Below are 19,237 nucleotides of genomic sequence, written 5' to 3'. Positions count from 1 at the left end.
TGCCTTCACCTCTTGCTAGAACGCTGAGAAGTCAGCGAGGAGGGCTGTCACACGTGCTGGTGCCTTGTCGAGAACGAACTCGTCGATGAACACGACATCAGGGACGCCGCCGCCGTCAGCTGCGGCCGCGGCGCGTACATCCTTGATCCGCTGCGACGACAGCGACTCGTCCGCCGCTTCGAACGGGCTCTTGGCAGCCACCCACAGACGTTCTTCGAACAGGACCGCGGGTCCTGTCCCCCCGAGATCCTCAACGAACTGGGCGTCTCCTGAGGGGAAATCGGATGCCCAGCTCCGGAGCAGCTCCGCGGCCTGCCTTACCGGCTGTTCCCGGTAATCCTCCCCTGCCTCAAGAATGTCCAGCAGGTCGGAGGCAAGCCGCCAGTCGAGCAGACTGTGGTACGCCATGTTCGTGTAGTCGCGCAGGCACTCGTAGCACGAACCCCGGCAGTCGCGGCTGTGCGCGCCGGAGGAGAACGCGGCCACCATCTTCCGGGCGGTCTGCATGAGGTCCTGGAAGATGTCAGGCTCGGCAAGGTGTGTGCAGTAACCGGCCCCATTGTCCAGGGTGTCGGACAGGAACGCGAAGGTACGCGCTTCCCTCGTGGCCGAGCCGGCTCCATGGATACCAGCAGCGATCTCGTTAGGCTGGACCTGGAGGAGGGAGCCCGCAGCGGTGCGCAGGAGTGCGGCCAGGGAGTACCACGCTGCCCGTCGGCCAGACCGGTCGTCGGGAAAGCCAGTGCTCTGGGGCACAGAGGCGAGATTGAGTCGGAGGCCGGGCTTGACGAGCTCCGCATGCGCGGGCCCGACGAGGAACAAGTCGGTGTGCTGCGTGGCACCGAGAGCCGTGGTCACAGTCGTCGTGTCTGCCGCGAGATCCTCGCTGCGCAACGGTGCAAGCTCCGCGGCACCCTTCTCCACATACGCTCCCGCCCAGCGTGATGCCGGCCGGACCCTGGCGAACTCGAAGAGCCGGCCCCCATTGTCGTTGACCGCGTAGCGTCGTCCCTTGCCCGCGTGGACGACCAGGCCGGGCTCCGAGATCCTCAGAGGAGCGTCGCGCTCTAGGTCCGTCGCCGTGCGTGGCGCAAGCGAACGGGCGCGCCATGCGAAGTTGCCATCGAAGTCGCGGGGACGGCTCCCGCAGAAGAAGCCCTCCGGCTGCCGGAGCTCAATCTCCCGGTAGGAGCCGTCTGCGGCGCCGCACGCTGGGCAGGGCAGGAGCGGGCTGCTCGTCTCCTCGGCCGTCCCGGCGCCGATGTCGTCGGCGAGGTGTCCGCAGGCACGGCAGATGCCGACGAAGCGGGCAGGCCCGAGCGGCTCATCGACAGCGCGTGGCACCTTGCCCGTGGGCTCAAAGGCGACTACGCCCGTGGCCGTGTGGACTTGCCCGTCCTTGACCGTCTCCGCGCCGGGGGCGAACTGCGAGATGGCGATGTCCAGCGACCTGTCGACGACACCGGCGGGGGGCCAGGGGTACGAGTCGCCGGGACGCCTTGTGTACAGGTACCGGGCAGATGTGGGGAAGCCGAACATGGGCAGCAGCCCGGCTTCGGCCAGCCTCTGGCTGAGCTCGTGATGGCCGCGATCCTGGCGAGCGAGTTCAGTGACCCGCTTCACGAGTTCCTCAGCGACCCAGGCCGTCGCTTCCTCGGCCGGCCAGACGCTGCGTGTCCGTTCCGCCAGCGCCTCGGCCAGGGCGCGGATTTCGGAACGATGAGAGTCGATCCAACCGCTCACAGCGTCCCTCGCCGTGGGCCAGTCGGCGCAGCGGCCGAACTGGCCGTGGACGTTCCGCGTGGGATCGAGCTCGCTGTCGTCACCGCGGGCCTTGCCGACGGCGTCGAAGGCCCGGCGCAGGACCTCCGCTGCCAGTACTCGCTGGTAGATGTCCTTCATCTCGGTGGACAGGTAAGGCCTTGGGGTGGGGTCGTTGGTGATGCGCTGGGGGTCCTGGAAATAGTGCTCGTCGTGGCTGCGTCCCCGGCACACCGTCAACGCGAGTGCGACCGGGGAGTTCCGGCGGCCGGCGCGGCCGACTCGCTGCTGGTAGTTGAAGCGTGTCGGCGGCATGTTCGCCATGAGTACCGCCGAGAGCGGGCCGATATCGACGCCGGCTTCCATCGTGGTGGTGACGGAAAGGACATCGAGGCCGTCCGGCAGCGGGTGCTCCTCGCCGTCAAGGAAGACGCCCTGGAAGCGCGCCTGCCGGGACTGCGCGTCAATCCTGTCCGTCTGGCCGGTCAGCTCGGCTGTGTTCAGGCGGAAGTCACCGAGCCGCTTGCGTGCCATCCACGTGTAGTAGTCGGTCTCGACTCCGTGGAACGCCTCCGGCTGCTCGGGCAGCGGACGGTAGCACTTTGTGCAGACGCCGACTCCAGGGTGGAGGTGGCGGCGGCTGCAATGACGGCAGGTCCAGGACACGTCGCGGCCGCGGCGCAGTGCTACGTGCTGCGGCAGGATGAGGTACTTGGTGACCGCGGGCCCCCAGATGCGCTCCACGGTTCGCTGTAGTTCGCTGGGCTCCTGATCAAGGTGCTCAGCCGCGCGGGCCCAGAAGTCACGGAGCCGCTTGGGCGGTTCGTCAAGTGCGCCGCGCAGTCCGGCGAAGCGGCGCATGTGGCCGAGGACGCGCAGACTGGCCCGTACCAGTGCCGCGTCGGAGGCCGGCTCGGCGTCCAGCGGCACCTGATCGGTTACGAGGGTCAGCCAGCCGAGACCCAGCGACTCGAAGTCCCGCCCAGCGCTGCCGAAGAGACCGCCAAGCAGTTCCGTGCTGAGAGTCTCCTGGATGTCCTGCCGCAGGTGCAGCTGGCGCTCGCTCAGGCTGATGCCTGCCTCAGGCTGAACTGTGCCGCGGTCACCGTCAGGCCAGCGGTACAGCGATGTCCATGAGGGTTGCGGAGTTCCTTTCTGGGGCGCCACACGCTGCAGGGACGCCTTAGGTCCTCCTGGGTTGACTCCCATGCCCACAAGACGCTCCGCGACTTCAGCGGCATGGCTGACCAGGCTCGGGACACGGCTGAGCAGGGCGTAGAGCTCGTCCTCCTCGGACGGGTCAGGGGGAGCCGCGAGACTCAGGGCAGACGGAGGGCTCTGGATCCGCTCCCATTTGTCGTAGGTCTCAGGATCGCGCGCCCGTAGCCGTTCACGTGCCGCTAGAGCCGTCTCCCTATCCGTCCCCGGAGTCTGCCGGTAGAAGCCGGACACGGCGGCGAGGTCCGCTGCCGGATCCCCTTGGCCGTCGACTGCCTCAGCAAGCATCAGGCGCAGCAAGTCCTGATAGTGACGCAGGCCGAGACCAGCGGCGAGTTTCGCGGCGTCCTGACGGCTGTCGGAGAAGACCACCGCCTGCGGATTGCGGAGCAGGGACAGGAGCCCGGTGGTCAGGACCTGATTCACCTTTTCGAAACCAGTCCGCATGGACCGCACAGGGCTCCGCATGCGGCGGCTGTCGGTCAGGCTCAGGTGATCTCTTCCTAGCCTGGGAGTTTCCCAGTCATCGCCGCACCGGGGGCACTGGGTCGGCGCGGCCGGCAGGTTCTCCGGCCGGAGCCTGGACTTGCCCTTCTTGGAACGCGGAACAGTGACGTGGAAGGACCATCCGGTGTGGTCCCCGTGATTGCGGAGGCGTCCTGTCCGGGGGTCGTACTTGCTTCGTTTGAATTCAAAGCTCGCGCTGAGCACTCCTTTGTCGGAGGACGAGGTCCAGGCCAGCTTGTTCACGGCAGGTTCGTCCGTCCGCGGCCAGTAGACGATGTAATTGCTGGCGTTGGGCCCCAGGGCGGCGGCGTCGGGAAGCGAGTCGAGGTCAGGCAGGTCCGCCAGCAGGCCGGCGTCAAACCCGCGCTCAGCCTTCTCGAAGGCCGATCTGGGGGCATAGCCGCCAAGAAAGACGTCACCGCAGTTCTGGCAGTAGAGCAGCTCGAGGACGCGAGCGCCGCAGCCGCATCGCGGAGTTGGCCGGGAGTAGAGCTTTCCGACCGTCCGGTCGGCGCCCTCCGGGCGTTCGGCGTCCGGGCAGCCGGGATCGGAGCACGCCCATACGCCGGGGATATTCCGGAAGAAGAGATGGCCGCGGAGCCTCGGGGCTTTCGGATCCGTGGAGTGTCGCAGTGCCGTGAGAACTCCGCGCAGTCCCGCCTCCTGGCGGGTGGGCTGGACTTGAGGAAAGAGCCGGGCGGCGACTTGGTCGTGAAAGCCGGTGACGAGCCGGTCGCCGTCCCTGAGGGCGTTGACCAGCGCGTCGGACGCACCGGTCTCTGCCAGCACTGTGTCGGCTTCGGCTGCATCAGGAGCGTCACCAAGTGCCGCGAACCGGTCAGCGTGCTCCGAGATGTCCCGGCGGGTGCGTGCCGGAAGGTCGAGTCTGCCACCGAGAACCTCGAAGCGGCTGCCGTCGACACCGAAGAACTCCTGAAGGAAGCCGAGGTCCCGTGGTGCTTCGAGCGATGCCGAGGCCGCAAGGACGCGGAATTTCTCCGGTCTGTCCGTGAGGCCCAGGCGGTGCCGCAGGTTGCGCAGCAGGTAGGCGATCTCCGTGCCCGCGGTGCCCCGGTACATATGGAGTTCGTCGACCACCAGCGTGAAGCGGGCGTCAGGGACTTCGTTCAGCCAGCGTCGGGTCTTGTCGAAGATGCCTGACTCGCGTGAGCGCATCAGCATGACGTTGAGCATGCTGTAGTTCGTGATCAGGATGTCCGGCGGTGCCTGGATCATGTCCCAGCGGCAGCGCATCTCCGCGCCGTCGAGCCTCGGCAGGAAGAACCTGCCATCCCCTCCGGTTTTGTGCGCCTGCCGCGATCGTTCCTCGGTCGCCGTGAACTCCCTGCGCAGGGTCCGCACACCAGCGGGCGATCCGATGTCGCCGGGCACAGGCGTCGCCCCGGTGTAGCGGCCGAAGTAGAAGCGGTGGCCTGGCCTGGACCGCTCCAGCCACGCGCGTACCGGGTCGCTGTCCAGGGCTTTGCGCAGACGCATCATCTGGTCATCGACCAGAGCGTTCATGGGGTAGAGGACCATGGCCCGGACGGCCGCGTGCCGGCCCCTCTCTCCTGCCCGCTGCGGCTGGTATGCCCCATCGGGGGACCCCCACCAGCGGTTATGCGGGAGCGAGGCGGTCGGCCAGGCAGCGGATTCCTGCACCAGGTCAGCCAGGACGGGCAGCATGAACGACTCGGTCTTACCGGAACCGGTGCCCGCCGTGACGACCACGTCGCGCTTGTCCCGCACGGCGGCGATGAGGGCTTGATGCTGGTGCTCATACAGGGAAGGAACACCTTCCAGGAGACCTAGCTGAACGAGGTCGGCCAGCTCTGGCAGGGCTCCCGCTTCGCGGACCGAATCAGCGATACCGGATTCCATCGACACATACCGGGGGCGCACCTCGATCAGGGGTTTGCGCCACGCGCCTCTGTCGGTGTCAAAGAGCAGCTGCCGTTCTCGCTCCAAGTAGGCGTCGGCAAGCCCGAACGGGGTGTTGTAGTAGCGGAACAGCGCGTCCTTCAGATGCTCGAACGTTCCCAGGATGTCGGTCTCCTGGCCGAGGTTGCCTGGCTGCACGTCGGCGGTGTCACTCATGGTTCTCCGTAAGGTGCTGGCCGAGCGAGTCGGCGATCTTCTCAGCCACGTCTCTGGGGACGTTGTCGTACGCGACGTTCTCAGCGTTGTCATTGATCCGTGGGGCCATCCCCGAACACAGGACGGCTACCCGGCGGTGCAAGTCCGGCAGCGGATAACCCCAGTCGACGTGGAGGGTGCCGGTCAGTCCGCAGCCGGGATGGGGGTCAGGGATCCACCGGAGGACGTCCGCGTCCGGGCCCTGCTGCCCGAGCACGGAGTAGACCCCTTGTTCGTGGCCCGTCTCATACCATTCGCCCTCGCGGAGAACTTGACACACGCGCTTGCCGTCGCCCTGCTTGATCCGGTACAACCCGTCTCCCTGCGGGCGTCGGATCCACTGGTAGGCGCGGCGGTCCAGGTCATAGCGTTCCAGCGGCTGCCCGAACTCTGGTGGTGGCGCCGGCACTTCGAGGGCCAGCTGGGGGAGCAGGGCGGCGCCTTGGCGGGCAAAGCACGATGTGTAAGTGACTCCGAGCTCATCTGACAGATCTCTCAGCTGTGCCTCGTCATCGAACTGGATGAGCAAGGAGACGGGCAGGGGGATGTCGCGGACAGGGCGGGCGCTCGGCACCCGGAAGACCTCGAGCGGAGACTCCCGCAATGCCAGTTCGATCCGTTTCTCGAACGCGGCCGTCCTGCTGCCGGTCAGAACGGCCAGGCCTCGCGCCCGCGGAAGACGGGTCAGCGCGGGCGGGGCCGCGCACCAGCGCCTGTTGCGCCAGTCGATGTCCAGATAGGCGAGGGATACGGCATCACGCAGCCAGCGGCCGGGGGCACCCGGTTCTACATCCGGGCAGCGGGCTTCAGCCAGCCACCACATTCCCTGCTTGATGTCGGGGAGCGTCCCCGCGCCCAGCTCGCTCACCCAGCGCAGCAGCACGTCACCAGGACCGGTCATGACATCCCCCGCTTCCCCGCGATCCCGTTCGCCGCTGCCACGTACATGCGCCAAGCGGGGGTCTGCAGGCAGCCGGCTGCGCTGATCACGGCGTAGGCCCAGGAAAAGGCGTCCGCTCCGGGGGAGGGCTGGGGGATGTCCCGTTCCTCGGTGACAAGCTTCACCGACCAGCGTGCTGGTTTGCGGTAGATCAACCAGACGTAGCCGGCAGGCACCTCGACCTCCAGGCAGGGGGTGAGGACTTCATCAGGCAGGCCGCGCCGCAGCATCCAGGCCGGAGCGGGCCGCTGGCGCACCTTCAGGACCTGACCGCGAGAGTCGATCAGCATGGCTTCCAGTACGGGGCACCGCACCAGCTCAGTTCGCGGCAAGGCGCCCGCTTCCGGGAGGCACGCTCCACGGATCACCGCATCCGTAGATTCCGGCTCTGTGAGCCGCTGTTCTGCGGCACCGCCTGTGGAGCGGTAGCCGAGCGAGCCGGTGCCAGGGGGAAGCCCTTCGTGCAGTCCGTCGTGGAGAGTGAAAACCTCACTGCCGCCGGCCGTCATGACGTGGTGCTTGCCCTCTTCCAGCGGCACACGCCAGAGGGGGAACGGGACGCGGGGATCAGCACGTAACCTCTCGGCACGGCCGTCGAGGACGACTTCTACCAGCCTGTCAGGGGGCTCTCCCGCAGGCAGGCGCAGGTCCGGGGCGCCGCCGCGGAGGTAGTGGCCTGCCACGCCCGCACCCGCCCGGTACTCGGGTGCGATACGGAGCCCGCCGGAGAGTTCCACGTGTTCCCGGACCTGTGGCTCCAGGACATGAACGTGTTCTCCGCCCCGGTCCAGGGTCCGGATGAGACCGCTGTCGCCGATCGCGCGTACGCCTGTGAAGAGTTTCCATCCTGCGACGGGTCCCGGCCGCTCTCGGACAGTGCGGGCACCGAGCGAGCTGAGCATGGCTCTGACGTCGCGGACGGCGGACTCCACAGCGAGGATCCAGTGCTGTTCGCCTGGCTCGAAGTACTCGGCGCTCACCCATTCTCCGAGGTGCGAATGCATCCGGAGCAGCACCACATCTTGTGGCACCCACTCCAGGACGAGCTCGTCGCCTTCGAGACGCAGCCCCTGGGCGAGATGCTGCGGTGAGGGGCGCAGTGTCTCCAACCCGTCATAGACGTCGCCGTAACCCTCGCGGAGCGCGAACGTCCGGCCACCCGGCAAGCTGACCTGAGTCGCAGGCACCCCTTGAACCGTCTCAGCCAGCCATTCAAGGCGCGTTCCGCGGTCTGCGGCCATGAGGCGCAGGCCGAGTGCCCGACGCCGGTGCAAGCGCTCCGGCTCGTGCAGCGTCCCGTCCCAGTCGTCGGCCAGTCGCTTGAGGAGACTGGTGATGAGGACCTCGCCCGTCTCGGCAGCGTTGGCGAGCTCGGCGGTGAGACGAGGGGAGAGGTGCCGGTGGCGCCCAGCGGTCCAGACGCGGAGCCGCCGCAACAGCTCCCGGCCAGAGACATTGCGAGGGTTGTGCGGTCTGAGACCCGTGGAGGCGAAGAACCGGGTGAGGATCTGCCGGTCTGCCCCGCGAATGAGCGCCTGCGAGATAGGGAAGCCGATTTTCCAGTAGTGGTCGTCGGTGCTGATGGTGCTGGCGCCGTGACGACCGCCTGTCTCCCCTAGCCAGTCGTGGAGCTGTTCCCACATGGCGGCGACCACGGGAAAGTCATGTTCGAGTTTATTCGCGCGGTAACTAGACGGTGATTCGCCGAACAGCTGGATCCATCGTCCGTAGAAGTTGCTCCTGCGCATTCCCTCAGAGGAAGCCATCCGCGTTGCGGCGAGGACGGACAGAGCTAACAGGGGCAGGCTCGGCGGTGGTTCTTCGCGTGCGCCGCGCGTCCAGGCCGAGCACCGGCTCTTGATGCGGCTGAAGAGCGCTCTTTCCGGATCGTCCCAGTTGAGTTCACCTGCGACGGCCTGGACCAGACTCGCCCCGATGCCGTAGCGCTCTGCGAGGTCCCGCTCGACCTCCTCGTCGACATACAGGACCGTGCTGCGAGACTCATGGTCTGGACCAAAGAATTCTGCTGAGAGCACCTCGTGCCAGTCGTCGTACGCCGCCCTCATCGACCTTCCAGCCCCGGCCCACGTCCGCGTGCCAGCCGCGGCAGCGAGCATTCGCCTGGCGAGGACTCCCTTCCTCACCCGGAAAAGCCGGGACGGCAACTCGGCGTCCCTGTCCGCGAAGTGGGCAAGCGGAGGAAACCCACTCTGTGCGTATACGGATCGATCACATTACTACGCCTGCTACCTGCGCAGCAGGTGAGTTCGGTGTCCTGGTCCTACTGCTTTGCCTGGCGCTGGCCGAAACCCGCCCGATGTCATGCGCGGGCGGTCTCTAGCGTGGGTGCCCTTCAACAGGGGCACGTGCCTGACGGGCCGGAAGCGGATACCGCATGATGGGCAGCGGCCTTCTATCTCCTCCGTAGGGATGCCGGAGCGTGCCCGGGCTCTGACTGGCTCGTCTTCTGCCCGCAGGGCATCCGCCCATGGATATCGTACGAGTGTTCGCATCATGGAGGGTGCGTTCAGTGGACCGCTGGGCGTGTTGCACACTTGGTGGGTCCCGTTGTCAGTGGGGTCTGTCACCCTCAGTGATGGTGGACTGCAAGATGAGTCTGCCGCGGTACGGCTGTAAGGAGGGGGCATGACCCACACCAAGGAACCGGGGAGCGCCAACGCGGTAGCGACGGTGCCTCAGTTCACGTCGATCGAGATCTGCGCAGGGGCCGGCGGCCAGGCGATCGGCCTGCATCAGGCGGGCTTCGGGCACCTGGCCCTCGTCGAGATCGACAAGTATGCGGTCGACACACTCAAGCTCAACATCGAGGAGCATGAGGTGTGGGCGTGGGAAAGAGAGCACTGCGACGTCCTGTCGATGGACGTGAAGGAATTCAAGCCGTACCGCGACGTAACGAAGAGCGCCGAGCTGCTGAAGCCCGGCTCTCTTGATCTCCTGGCCGGCGGTGTGCCGTGCCCCCCGTTTTCCCATGCGGGCAAGCAGCTGGGCAAGGACGATGAGCGGGACCTCTTCCCCCGGATGCTGGAGCTGGTCGACACCCTGAAGCCGCGCGCAGTCATGATCGAGAACGTTCGCGGGATCATGGACCCCAAGTTCTCGGACTACCGCGACTGGATCAAGGCGCGGCTTGAAGGCGGCTCATACCGGGGCGACGACGGGCAGCTGGCCTACGACGAGGGCCTGGGATACACCGTTGCAGAGTGGGACATCCTGGAGGCCAGTGACTTCGGCGTCCCGCAGCTCCGTCCGCGAGCCATCCTTGTGGCGTTCCGCGATGACGTGATCAAGGACCTCAAGTATGAGTGGCCTACGGCCACTCATGAGGAGCCGGTCAGCGTTGCTGACAGCCTTGAGGCGTCCATGCGTGAGCGGTTCGAGAAGTGCTGCACGGGGGCCCTTGCCGGGCTGGCGCAGGAGAAGTTCGACCGCTGGCTGAAGATGGCCCGCGACCGTGATGCCGAGCTGAAGGGCAAGGGCGGTGGCATCGCGCCCACCCTCGTCGGCGGGTCGAAGAAGCACGGCGGTGCGGACCTTGGACCCAGCCGCGCGAAAGCTGCCTGGAAGCAGCTCGGCATTTCCGGGATGGGCGTAGCCAACGACATCGACACCTGCAAAGCCAAGGAGACGCAGGGCCGGGATCTCCTTGGCGAGGACGGGCCGATGCTTACCGTGCGGCAGGCTGCCATCATCCAGGGCTTCCCTTCCGGCTGGGACTTCTCCGGCGGCAAGACAGCGCAGTACCGGCAGGTGGGCAACGCCTTCCCGCCGCCGGTCGCCAGGGCCGTCGGCAAGTCGATCATTGAGGTCCTCAAGGCCGCGCGGGAGCGTGACGAGAAGAAGGGCTGATCAGCCCTCCGCCCTGTCCCTTCGCGCCGCGGATCGCCGCTTTTCCACCTCAGCGGCGATCCGCGCGGCGCAGTCTTCCGACGGCTCGTGCTCCCAGAACCGGAGTACCGTCCAGCCAGCCTCCTCCAGACGCTGGTCGGTGTCACGGTCACGGGCCATGTTCCGGGCGACCTTGTCGGACCAGTACCCCGGATTGGTCTTCGGCGGGACATAGTGCTCAGGGCAGCCATGCCAGTAGCACCCGTCAATGAAAACAGCCACCTTCGCCGGGCCGAAGACCATGTCGGCGGTCCGGCGAAGGCCGGGAAGCGGCTTGGCGGCCACTCTGTAACGCAGTCCTCGGGCGTGAACCAGCCGCCGGATGAGCCACTCTGGCTTTGTGTCCCGGTTACGGATGGCCTGCATGTTCCGGCGCCGCGCAGCTGAAGATGCCCAGGAACCTGACGGCGGTGTCCAAGGAGTCGTCGCGTTATCCGGACTTTCAGTCATGTAACGGATCCTGCGTCAGTAGTCCACGGGTGCGGGCACTTCGGGGTCGCCATCCTGCCAGACGGCATAATGCCTGCCATCGATGCAGGTGGTTCTCCGGTCTGCCGGGAGCTCTGCGGCCTCTGTGACCCTTACGGATACCCACGATCCCTTATCGGGGACGGGGAGACCAAGGTCTCGTGCGATGTGCGGGTGCCGTTTCATGTCACCCAGGATCATGATGCCTTCAGGGCGAAGATGGTTCCGGGCATCGCGTACCCGCTTCGGGCTGTCGTCTTGCTGGGCCACTGTGAGAACCGTATTGCGGTTGATGAGCCGCTTCTGCACCCTCCGGAAGAGCTCATTGGTGCGCGTCTGGCCGCCGTTTCCCCGGCCCCGGCGCCCGCGGGCAGCAGGGAGGATCGCTGTCCGTTCTTCGGCAGGCAGGCCCAGGAGAATGTTTTCCGGGAGTTTCCCGCCTCGGGTAATCCAGTGGACCGCGGCCCGGCCTGCGGCGGACAGAGATCGCTTCCCGTCTCGGTTCCTCCCGATATTGAGGAGGGAGTCGTGAATTCTTATCAGCCCGACATCGAAAGTGCTCTTGTGGTCGTTCGCCTTGGTGAGCAAGCATATGTGACCATCAGCCTCGTGGGGTATGGTCCAGTTCTCCCCGATGGTGAACTTCGAGTCGACTTGGTGGCCGACGATGGAGTAGTCCATGTTCTGTCCGCGCCCCAGATCGAATTCGGCGCGGAGAATGATCTCGACCTTTGTGCCCAGATAGGTCTTCTCGGTCTTCTCTAGTTCAGCAATGTTGAAGCGCCCCGTGCGCTGGCCGTCCAGCACCTCGTCAATCGCCTGCCGCAGGCTTTGACCGAATCTCTTTTCGAGATTCGCCTGCGCCTTAAACCAGGAGACGACCTCCTCAAGGTCAGGGTCATTCTCTGGCGGCGCAACAGGCTGGGCGATGTTCGCGGCAGCGACGATGTCCTCAGGAAACAGTGAGTCGTTCAAGGTTCCGTTTTCTATAGGGGAATGGGAGCTCTGTCAGCTATGCCAAGCCGTGACACTCCCCATACACCCTCCCCGACCCGCACCAGCACTCCGCCTCCCGGGCCGGGGGCCAGGCCGCTGCCCGGCCGCGGGCCGCCAGGGTGGTGGCGTACTGGGGGAGGAGGGTGGCGTCGGAGGGGGACGTGCCCTCCGAGGCGGCGAAGGCTTCGTAGGAGGGGACCGTGCCGGTGACGATGCCGAGGTTGGCGGTGCCGGAGGCGGCCAGTTCCCGGAGGGCGGACTCTATGGTCGCGAGGTGCTCCTCGTGGGAGGGGTATTCCGTCGACAGGGACGGATACGCCTCCAGGAGCTCGGTGAGTTCGCGCTTCGGCCAGTGGAGGATCGCCACCGGGAAGGGGCGGGAGAGGGCCTCCCGGTAGGTGCCCAGTTCGGCGCGGAGGCGGGTGATCTCCGCTTCCAGTTCCGCCGGGTTGTTCGAGCCGAGGGACCACACACGCTTGGGGTCGTGGAGTTCGTCCAGGGAGACCGGGGACGTGTGGAGGGTGTCGGCCAGGGTGTCCCACGCGTCGTGCGGGACGCCCAGCATCCGGCGGACCCGGTGGCGGCCGAAGAGGAGGGGGTGCGTGGCCTGGGGCGGAGCCCCCTGGCCCGCGGGCACCAGCAGGCGTACGCCCTGCGTGAAGGTCTCCTCCGCCGCTTCCAGCTCGTCGTGGGACTCCAGGGACTCCGCGACGATCACCCAGGGCGCCGGATCGCGCGGCGCCGCACCGCGGACGCCCTCGATGATCGCCCTGGCCTCCGCCTCGTGGCCGTACTCCCACAGGTTCGACGCCTTCAGGGCGCGGACGAGGGCCGGGTTGTCCACGCCCTCTCCCGACGCCAGCAGGCGGTCGTAGAGCGCGGTCGCCGCCGGGCGGTCGCCGGCCAGTTCCAGATGGGCCGCGGCGCGCAGTAGCAGGGCCTCGGCGTCCTCGGGGTAAAGGCCGGCGGTCCGCTCCAGGCGTGCCGCTTCGGCGGTGTGGTCGACGTTCTCGGCAGGCGTGTCGGGGCGCATGGTCCACACCGTACTGCCGGGCGGCGGAGAAGGTGAGGCATCCTCGGGCCTCCGATGCGTGCACATGCCTGGTGACCTCGGGGCCGGCCTCCTATCGTGCAGGCGGTCCCACCCGCCCGCGGACCTCACGGAGGCGCCCCATGCGCGTGCCCGTCGTCCAGCACCGGACCGTGCGCCGGCGTGCGCTGCGCCGACGCGTCCTGCGCGGCTGCGGTGAGACCCTCGTCACCCTCGGGGTCGTCCTTCTCCTCCTCGTCGTCCATCAGCTCTGGTGGACCAACCGGCAGGCCAAGGCGGGCGCCGAGCGCCAGGTCCGCGCCCTGGAACGCGTATGGGAGCGGCAGCACCAAGACCGGCAGCATCAAGAGCGGCGGCATCGAGGGGTGGGCCGCGGGGAGTACCGGGAGGGATCGGCCGGCGCTTCCGCGTCGGGTGCCTACGGGCAGTCCGGCGGCGGGAACTCCGGCGACGGTTCGGCCTCCCGGCCTTCGTCCTCCAACCCCTCCTCCGCACCTCCCGCCCACCCCGCCTACGCCATCCTCTCCATCCCCTCTCTCCACCTCCGTGTCCCCGTCGCCGAAGGCGTCCGCAAGGACGACGTCCTCGACCTCGGGTACGCCGGCCACTACCCCGGTACCCAACAGCCCGGCGCCGCCGGGAACTTCGCGCTCGCCGGGCATCGCAACACCCATGGCGAGCCGTTCCGCCACCTGGACCGGCTCGCTCCCGGTGACCGGGTGGACGTGGAGACGGCGGGGGCCACATACACCTACGCCGTCGACCGGATCCTGCCGCGCACCTCGCCCCGTGACACCGGTGTGCTGCGGCCCGTGCCCATGAGCGTGGTGCACCGCGGTCAGGGGTACCGCGAGCCCGGCCACTACCTCACCCTCACCACCTGCACCCCGGCGTACTCGTCGGCGTACCGCCTGGTGGTGTGGGGCACGCTCACCTCGATCCGGCCCCGCTGACGCCCAGCGCCGAGGTAACCTGGGTCCAACTCCCGCCCCACGAAAGCCCGGAGAGGCCCGAGGGGGCAGCGGGAGCAGAGGAACCGCAGAAGGCGTACGGAGGAAGGAGCAGCCCATGATCCGACGGCCCGTCGGCATCCTCCTGCTCCTCCTGCTCGCCGTCGCCGCGCTGGACTCCGGTGGCCTCTACGCCGTCACCGTCGCCCTCGCCGCCACCGCCGCGGCCGGGGCCGCGCTGACCGTGTGCGCGGTGATCGCGGCGCGCTGCACGCCGTCCGTACCGCCGACGCGGGTACGTACGGCCATCCGCGACCGTGACCTGCGGACCGCCTTCCTGCCGCAACGCGACCCCGACGCCCGGGGCCGCCGCCGCCCGCGAGCACCCGGACACGCCCTCCCGGCGACCCTCGCGCAGAGCCACGCGATCACGTAGATCACGTCACATCGCCTAGTCACGTACGTGAGCTCCATCGCCTAGTCACGTACGTCACGTCACCTCGCGACGTCACGTCGGATCACGTGCGTCCACGGAGATCCTTCTCCCACGTGGCCCCGCCCGCGCGGGTCGTCCTGCCGCCATGTCTTCACCCCATGACGTCCGGAGGGCTCACCCATGTCCACATCCCTGTCCACACCCCTGTCCGCGCCCCTGTCCCTTTTCGCCACCCTCGTCGAGCAGCTCGCCGGCCTGCTCCAGCCGCTCTTCCACGCCTCCGCGGCCGCCGCCGCGATCGTCGTGTTCACCGCCTTCGTACGACTGCTGGTGCACCCCCTGTCGCGGGCCGCCGCCCGGGGCGCGCGGGCGCGGGCCGCGTTGCAGCCGAGGGTCGCCGAGCTGCGCAGGAAGCACGCGAAGGATCCCGAGAAGCTCCAGCGGGCGGTCCTCGCGCTGCACGCCGAGGAGAAGGTCTCGCCGCTGTCCGGCTGTCTGCCGAGCCTGCTCCAGCTGCCGGCGTTCTTCCTCCTGTACCACCTGTTCTCCAGCTCCGAGATCGGTGGCGAGCCCAACGCGCTGCTCGCCCACGGGCTGCTGGGCGCGCCGCTGGGCGAGCGGTGGACGGACGCGCTGGCGGCGGGCGGGGTCCTCGGGGAGGCGGGAGTGGTGTACGTCGTGCTGTTCGCGGTCGTCACGGGCATCGCCGTCTTCAACTACCGGCGGACCCGGGCGGCCCTCGCCGACGCCGTCCCGCTGGACACCCCCGGCGCCGGCGGCATCGCCAGGGTCATGCCGTTCCTGTCCTTCTTCACGCTGGTCACCGTCGCCGTGGTGCCGCTCGCGGCCGCGCTCTACGTCGTGACCAGCACCGCCTGGAGCGCGGTGGAGCGGGCGCTGCTGCACCCGTAGGGGCGCGGGGCTACGGTCCAGTACGTGAACCGGGTCTTGCGGAGTGGATGCCCAGCTTGGAGGATCGACCAACCCCTGAGATGACCGCACACATCGGCCGGGGTGTACGCGATCAAGGGAGATTGTGACCATGAAGCTGCTGCGTGTCGGGACGGCCGGGGCGGAGCGCCCCGCTCTGCTGGACGCCGAGGGGACTCTGCGGGACCTGTCCGGGCTCGTCCCGGACATCGACGGACCGCTGCTCGCCGACGACGCCGCGCTCGGCCGGATCCGCGCCGCCGCCGACGCGGGTGAGCTGCCCGTGCTGGACGCGGCGGGGCTGCGGATCGGGCCGCCGCTGGGGCGGATCGGCAAGATCGTGTGCATCGGGCTGAACTACCACGACCACGCGCGCGAGACGGGCGCCGAGCCGCCCGCCGAGCCCGTCGTCTTCTTCAAGGCGCCGGACACGGTGGTCGGGCCCGACGACACCGTGCTCGTACCGCGGAAATCCACCAAGACCGACTGGGAGGTCGAACTCGCGGTCGTCATCGGCCGTACCGCCCGTTACCTCGACTCGGCCGAGGAGGGGCTCGCCCATGTCGCGGGGTACGCGGTGGCGCACGACGTGTCCGAGCGGGAGTTCCAGATCGAGCGCGGCGGCACGTGGGACAAGGGCAAGAACTGCGAGACGTTCAACCCGCTGGGCCCCTGGCTGGTGACCGCCGACGAGGTGGCCGACCCTCAGGACCTGCGGCTGCGGCTGTGGGTCAACGGGGAGCTCAAGCAGGACGGCACGACCGCCGACCAGATCTTCCCGGTGGGCGAGGTCGTGCGGTACGTCAGCCAGTTCATGACGCTCCACCCCGGGGACGTCATCAACACGGGGACGCCCGCGGGTGTGGCCATGGGGCAGCCGGAGCCCAAGCCGTATCTGCGGGCCGGGGACGTGGTGGAGCTGGAGATCTCCGGGCTCGGCCGGCAGCGGCAGGAACTCAAGGACGCCTGAGAGGCCCAGGGCACCTGGGCCGGGGGCGGGGAACTGCTGAGCGCCGGTTGCCCGGCGGAGGGCTTTTCGCCCCTCGCCGGGCAAGCTGGTCGGTTCCGGCGACCGGCTCGGTTCCGCAACCGCCGTCAGCTCCGGCTCAGCACCCGCTCCTGCGCCCGAGACGCCATCTCGTGGTAGGCCGCCACCTTGTAGTACTCCTTGCTGTGCGACAGCGCACCGGCGTAGACGAGCGCGCGGTCGCCCTCGTACGTGTACGGCGCCTTGCGGGCGAGTGTGCCCAGCACCGGCTCGACGCGCGTGGGAAGCGCCTCGGCGTCCGTGGTCCGGTGGGAGAAGCAGAACCGCTCGACCCGCGTGGAGTCCCAGCCGAAGGTCGGGTACAGCGCCACCGAGCTCTCGGCGAACTCCAGCAGGTGCTCGCTCGGCTTCGGCAACCCGAGTTCGTCCAGCAGCGAGAGGACGGCCGAGCGCTCGACGTGGTCGGCGGAGAGTCCGTTGAAGTAGACGTTCCAGGTCCGGTTGGTGTAGTCGACCGCGACGGCCGACACATGCTTGTCCAGGCCGAACTTGGTGAACAGCTCCACATGCTCGGACAGGGCGCGCGACAGGACCGGGACCTCCGCGAGCCGGCGCATGTCCTGCAGCTCGCCCAGCGGGAAGAAGGCGTACGCCTTGTTGAACCGGCCGGTGACGCCGTAGTCGACGCCGTAGACCTGGACCGGGAGGTGGGCCTGCAGTTCCGTGAACACGCCCCGGATCGGATGGTCCGTCCCGGCGACGAGACCGTGGGCGACGGCCCGCGTATAGGGGTCGCCCTCGCTCGTCACCGTCCCGAAGTCGAGGGACAGGCCCGTGACCTCCCCCTTGTGGGCGGTCATGTTGAAGACGAAGGGGGAGACCAGCACGTCCTGGAACGCGGCCAGAAGCGACCGCATGTGGTCGTGGTCCACCGTCACGTCCAGCAGCGCGGCCACTTCCTCCGCAGCCGAGTGCAGCCGCTCTGTATCGGCTTTTCCGGACATGAAACCCCCCAGGAACGATGAGTCAGTCGGCGTAGCCCGAGCAACAGGTACGGGCTGAGTGGCCTGAATCATCGCCCTGGGGGCTCGGATACCGGTCGAGTGGCGCTGAATCGCCCAGGGGACCCTGGGGGTGCGCGCCCCGGCCCCCGGCTCAGAGCTTGAGGAACTCCTCCAGCGCCTCGACCACGAACCGGTGGTCCTGCAGCTGCGGCAGGCCGGACACGGTCACCGCGCCGATGACGCCGACGCCCTCGACGGTGATCGGGAAGGAGCCGCCGTGCGCCGCGTACACGTCGGGGTCCAGGCGCGAGGACTCCTCGAAGGTGGTGCCCTTGGCCCGGAAGCGGGCGCCCACCAGGTAGGAGGAGGCGTGGTAGCGCTCCACCACCCGGCGCTTGCGGGCGATCCACGCGTCGTTGTCGGGCGTGGCGCCCGGCAGCGCGGCGTGGAACAGCTGCTGCTCCGCGCGGTGGATGTCGATCGCGACCGGCGCCTGGCGCTCACGGGCCAGCTCCACCAGCAGCGAGCCGAGCCGCCAGGCGTCGTCGGCGGTGAACTCCCGGAAGACCAGCCGCCGTTCCTGCGCCTCCAGCTCCTCCACGCTGGGAGTGAGCTCCGGCGTGATCTTCGGCGTCATGGCCGGCTTGTGCGTGCTGTGCAGGTTCATCGAAGAGCCACCACCACTCCGTCTCGGGCCGAACGACGGGCCGCTTCCAGTACGTCGAGCGCGGCGGCCGCCTCCAGCGCGGTCACCGGGTTCGCGGAGCCGTCGCGCAGGGCGGCGGCGACCGCAGCGTAGTACGCGGGGTAGTCGCCGGGGAGCGTCGGCACGGGGTGGCCGCCGCCGGTCACCGGGGACTCCCCGGAGCCGACCCGGCCCCACAGCGCCTCGGGCTCCACGCCCCAGGCGGTGCCGTCGCCCGGGCGGGCGCCCTCACGCAGGGCCGCCTCCTGCGGGTCCAGGCCGTACTTGACGTACCCGGCCCGCGAGCCGAGGACCCGGAAGCGCGGGCCGAGCTGGGCGGTGGTGGCCGAGACGTAGAGGTGGGAGCGGACGCCGTTCACGTGCGTGATCGCGATGAACGTGTCGTCGTCCGTCTGCGCACCCGCCCGCCGCACGTCCGACTCGGCGTACACCTGGGCCGCCGGGCCGAAGAGGACGAGCGCCTGGTCGACGACGTGGCTGCCGAGGTCGTAGAGCAGACCGCCGATCTCCGCCGGGTCGCCCGACTCCCGCCAGCCGCCCTTGAGCTGCGGGCGCCAGCGCTCGAAACGGGACTCGAAGCGCCATACGTCACCCAGGGCGCCCTCGTCGATCAGCCGGCGCAGGGTGAGGAAGTCGTTGTCCCAGCGGCGGTTCTGGAAGACGGACAGCAGCAGGCCGCGCTTCTCGGCGAGGGCGGCCAGCTCGCGCGCCTCGGCCGCGGTACCGGCGACCGGCTTGTCCACCACCACCGGGAGGCCCGCCCCCAGGACGGCGGTGGCCAGCGGGACGTGCGTCTTGTTGGGGGAGGCGATCACGACGAGGTCCAGCTCGTCGGCGCGGGCGAGGAGTTCGTCCGCGCTCGCGGCGACGCGTACGTCCGGGAACGCGGCGCGGGCCTGCTCCTGCCGCTCGGGGTGGGAGGTGACGACCGTGTCGAGGGTCAGGCCCTCGGTGGCGGCGATCAGCGGGGCGTGGAACACGGACCCGGCCAGGCCGTAGCCGACGAGGCCCACGCGGAGGGGGGTCGTGCCGAGGGAGGGAGTGCCAGCAGTCATGCAGCCCACTTTCGCAACGCTGTTGCCAAAGTGCAAGCGGGGGAGAGAATGGGGGCGTGAACAGGGCGAAGGCGGATGCGGATGCGGTGAGCAGGGGGAGTGCGGCTCGGGGGAGGGCGACGGCAGAGGGGAGCGGGGCGGCGGCCGGGGGCCAGGGAGGAGGTCACGTGGTGGCCGGGGGTGGG

General features: G+C 68.6%; 14 protein-coding genes. 5 read left to right on the top strand and 9 right to left on the bottom strand.

Features of this window, described 5'->3' with window-relative positions; all coding sequences use genetic code 11:
- Positions 1-15 precede the first annotated feature (15 nt).
- The 3 genes from ACSU6M_RS12900 to ACSU6M_RS12890 are packed head-to-tail and all read right to left on the bottom strand — an operon-like array spanning position 16 to position 8,628.
- Positions 16-5,583, bottom strand: a complete 5,568-nt coding sequence (locus ACSU6M_RS12900) for a DEAD/DEAH box helicase (protein WP_437069706.1) — start codon at positions 5,581-5,583, stop codon at positions 16-18.
- Positions 5,576-6,505, bottom strand: a complete 930-nt coding sequence (locus tag ACSU6M_RS12895) for a hypothetical protein (RefSeq protein ID WP_437069705.1) — start codon at positions 6,503-6,505, stop codon at positions 5,576-5,578. Before ACSU6M_RS12895 ends, ACSU6M_RS12900 begins: the two co-directional genes overlap by 8 nt.
- A gap of 14 nt (positions 6,506-6,519) precedes the next feature.
- Positions 6,520-8,628, bottom strand: coding sequence for a hypothetical protein (locus ACSU6M_RS12890; RefSeq protein WP_437069704.1), 2,109 nt, complete (start codon positions 8,626-8,628; stop codon positions 6,520-6,522).
- Positions 8,629-9,208: 580 nt separating this feature from the next.
- Here ACSU6M_RS12890 and ACSU6M_RS12885 point away from each other — a divergent pair.
- Positions 9,209-10,429, top strand: coding sequence for a DNA cytosine methyltransferase (locus ACSU6M_RS12885; protein ID WP_437069702.1), 1,221 nt, complete (start codon positions 9,209-9,211; stop codon positions 10,427-10,429).
- Here the strand turns inward: ACSU6M_RS12885 and ACSU6M_RS12880 are convergent, their stop codons facing one another.
- Genes ACSU6M_RS12880 through ACSU6M_RS12870 form a run of 3 tightly spaced genes read right to left on the bottom strand, consistent with a single transcriptional unit; the run spans position 10,430 to position 12,965 of the window.
- Entirely contained in the window at positions 10,430-10,918 is a 489-nt protein-coding gene (locus ACSU6M_RS12880) for a very short patch repair endonuclease (protein ID WP_437069701.1), read from the bottom strand.
- 15 nt (positions 10,919-10,933) lie between these two features.
- Positions 10,934-11,911 carry a NaeI family type II restriction endonuclease gene (locus ACSU6M_RS12875; protein WP_437069700.1) on the bottom strand — a complete coding sequence of 326 codons (978 nt, stop codon included), beginning with the start codon at positions 11,909-11,911 and terminating at the stop codon, positions 10,934-10,936.
- A 37-nt stretch (positions 11,912-11,948) separates the two neighbouring features.
- Positions 11,949-12,965 (bottom strand): SEC-C domain-containing protein, encoded by a 1,017-nt coding sequence (locus ACSU6M_RS12870; RefSeq protein ID WP_437069698.1) that lies wholly within the window; start codon positions 12,963-12,965, stop codon positions 11,949-11,951.
- Between the two features lie 140 nt (positions 12,966-13,105).
- Between ACSU6M_RS12870 and ACSU6M_RS12865 the strand changes: the two genes are divergently transcribed.
- The 4 genes from ACSU6M_RS12865 to ACSU6M_RS12850 all read left to right on the top strand — a co-directional run bounded on the left by ACSU6M_RS12865 (position 13,106) and on the right by ACSU6M_RS12850 (position 16,269).
- Positions 13,106-13,936 (top strand): class E sortase, encoded by an 831-nt coding sequence (locus ACSU6M_RS12865; RefSeq protein ID WP_437069696.1) that lies wholly within the window; start codon positions 13,106-13,108, stop codon positions 13,934-13,936.
- Between the two features lie 115 nt (positions 13,937-14,051).
- Positions 14,052-14,369: a DUF6412 domain-containing protein gene (locus ACSU6M_RS12860; RefSeq protein ID WP_437069694.1), complete on the top strand. Its 318-nt coding sequence runs from the start codon at positions 14,052-14,054 to the stop codon at positions 14,367-14,369.
- A 216-nt stretch (positions 14,370-14,585) separates the two neighbouring features.
- Positions 14,586-15,281: a YidC/Oxa1 family membrane protein insertase gene (locus ACSU6M_RS12855; RefSeq protein ID WP_437075114.1), complete on the top strand. Its 696-nt coding sequence runs from the start codon at positions 14,586-14,588 to the stop codon at positions 15,279-15,281.
- Between the two features lie 130 nt (positions 15,282-15,411).
- Positions 15,412-16,269, top strand: a complete 858-nt coding sequence (locus tag ACSU6M_RS12850) for a fumarylacetoacetate hydrolase family protein (RefSeq protein WP_437069693.1) — start codon at positions 15,412-15,414, stop codon at positions 16,267-16,269.
- 125 nt (positions 16,270-16,394) lie between these two features.
- Here ACSU6M_RS12850 and ACSU6M_RS12845 read toward each other — a convergent pair whose 3' ends face one another.
- The 3 genes from ACSU6M_RS12845 to ACSU6M_RS12835 all read right to left on the bottom strand — a co-directional run bounded on the left by ACSU6M_RS12845 (position 16,395) and on the right by ACSU6M_RS12835 (position 19,052).
- Positions 16,395-17,291 carry an aromatic prenyltransferase gene (locus ACSU6M_RS12845; RefSeq protein WP_437069691.1) on the bottom strand — a complete coding sequence of 299 codons (897 nt, stop codon included), beginning with the start codon at positions 17,289-17,291 and terminating at the stop codon, positions 16,395-16,397.
- 151 nt (positions 17,292-17,442) lie between these two features.
- Complete coding sequence (locus tag ACSU6M_RS12840; RefSeq protein ID WP_437069689.1) at positions 17,443-17,958, bottom strand: heme-degrading domain-containing protein; 516 nt, start codon at positions 17,956-17,958, stop codon at positions 17,443-17,445.
- Positions 17,955-19,052 (bottom strand): Gfo/Idh/MocA family oxidoreductase, encoded by a 1,098-nt coding sequence (locus tag ACSU6M_RS12835; protein WP_437069687.1) that lies wholly within the window; start codon positions 19,050-19,052, stop codon positions 17,955-17,957. Before ACSU6M_RS12835 ends, ACSU6M_RS12840 begins: the two co-directional genes overlap by 4 nt.
- Positions 19,053-19,237: the final 185 nt, after the last annotated feature.

It is taken from the genome of Streptomyces sp. enrichment culture (assembly GCF_964272895.1).
Taxonomy (GTDB): domain Bacteria; phylum Actinomycetota; class Actinomycetes; order Streptomycetales; family Streptomycetaceae; genus Streptomyces.
This window is presented reverse-complemented; position numbering and strand designations above follow the sequence as displayed.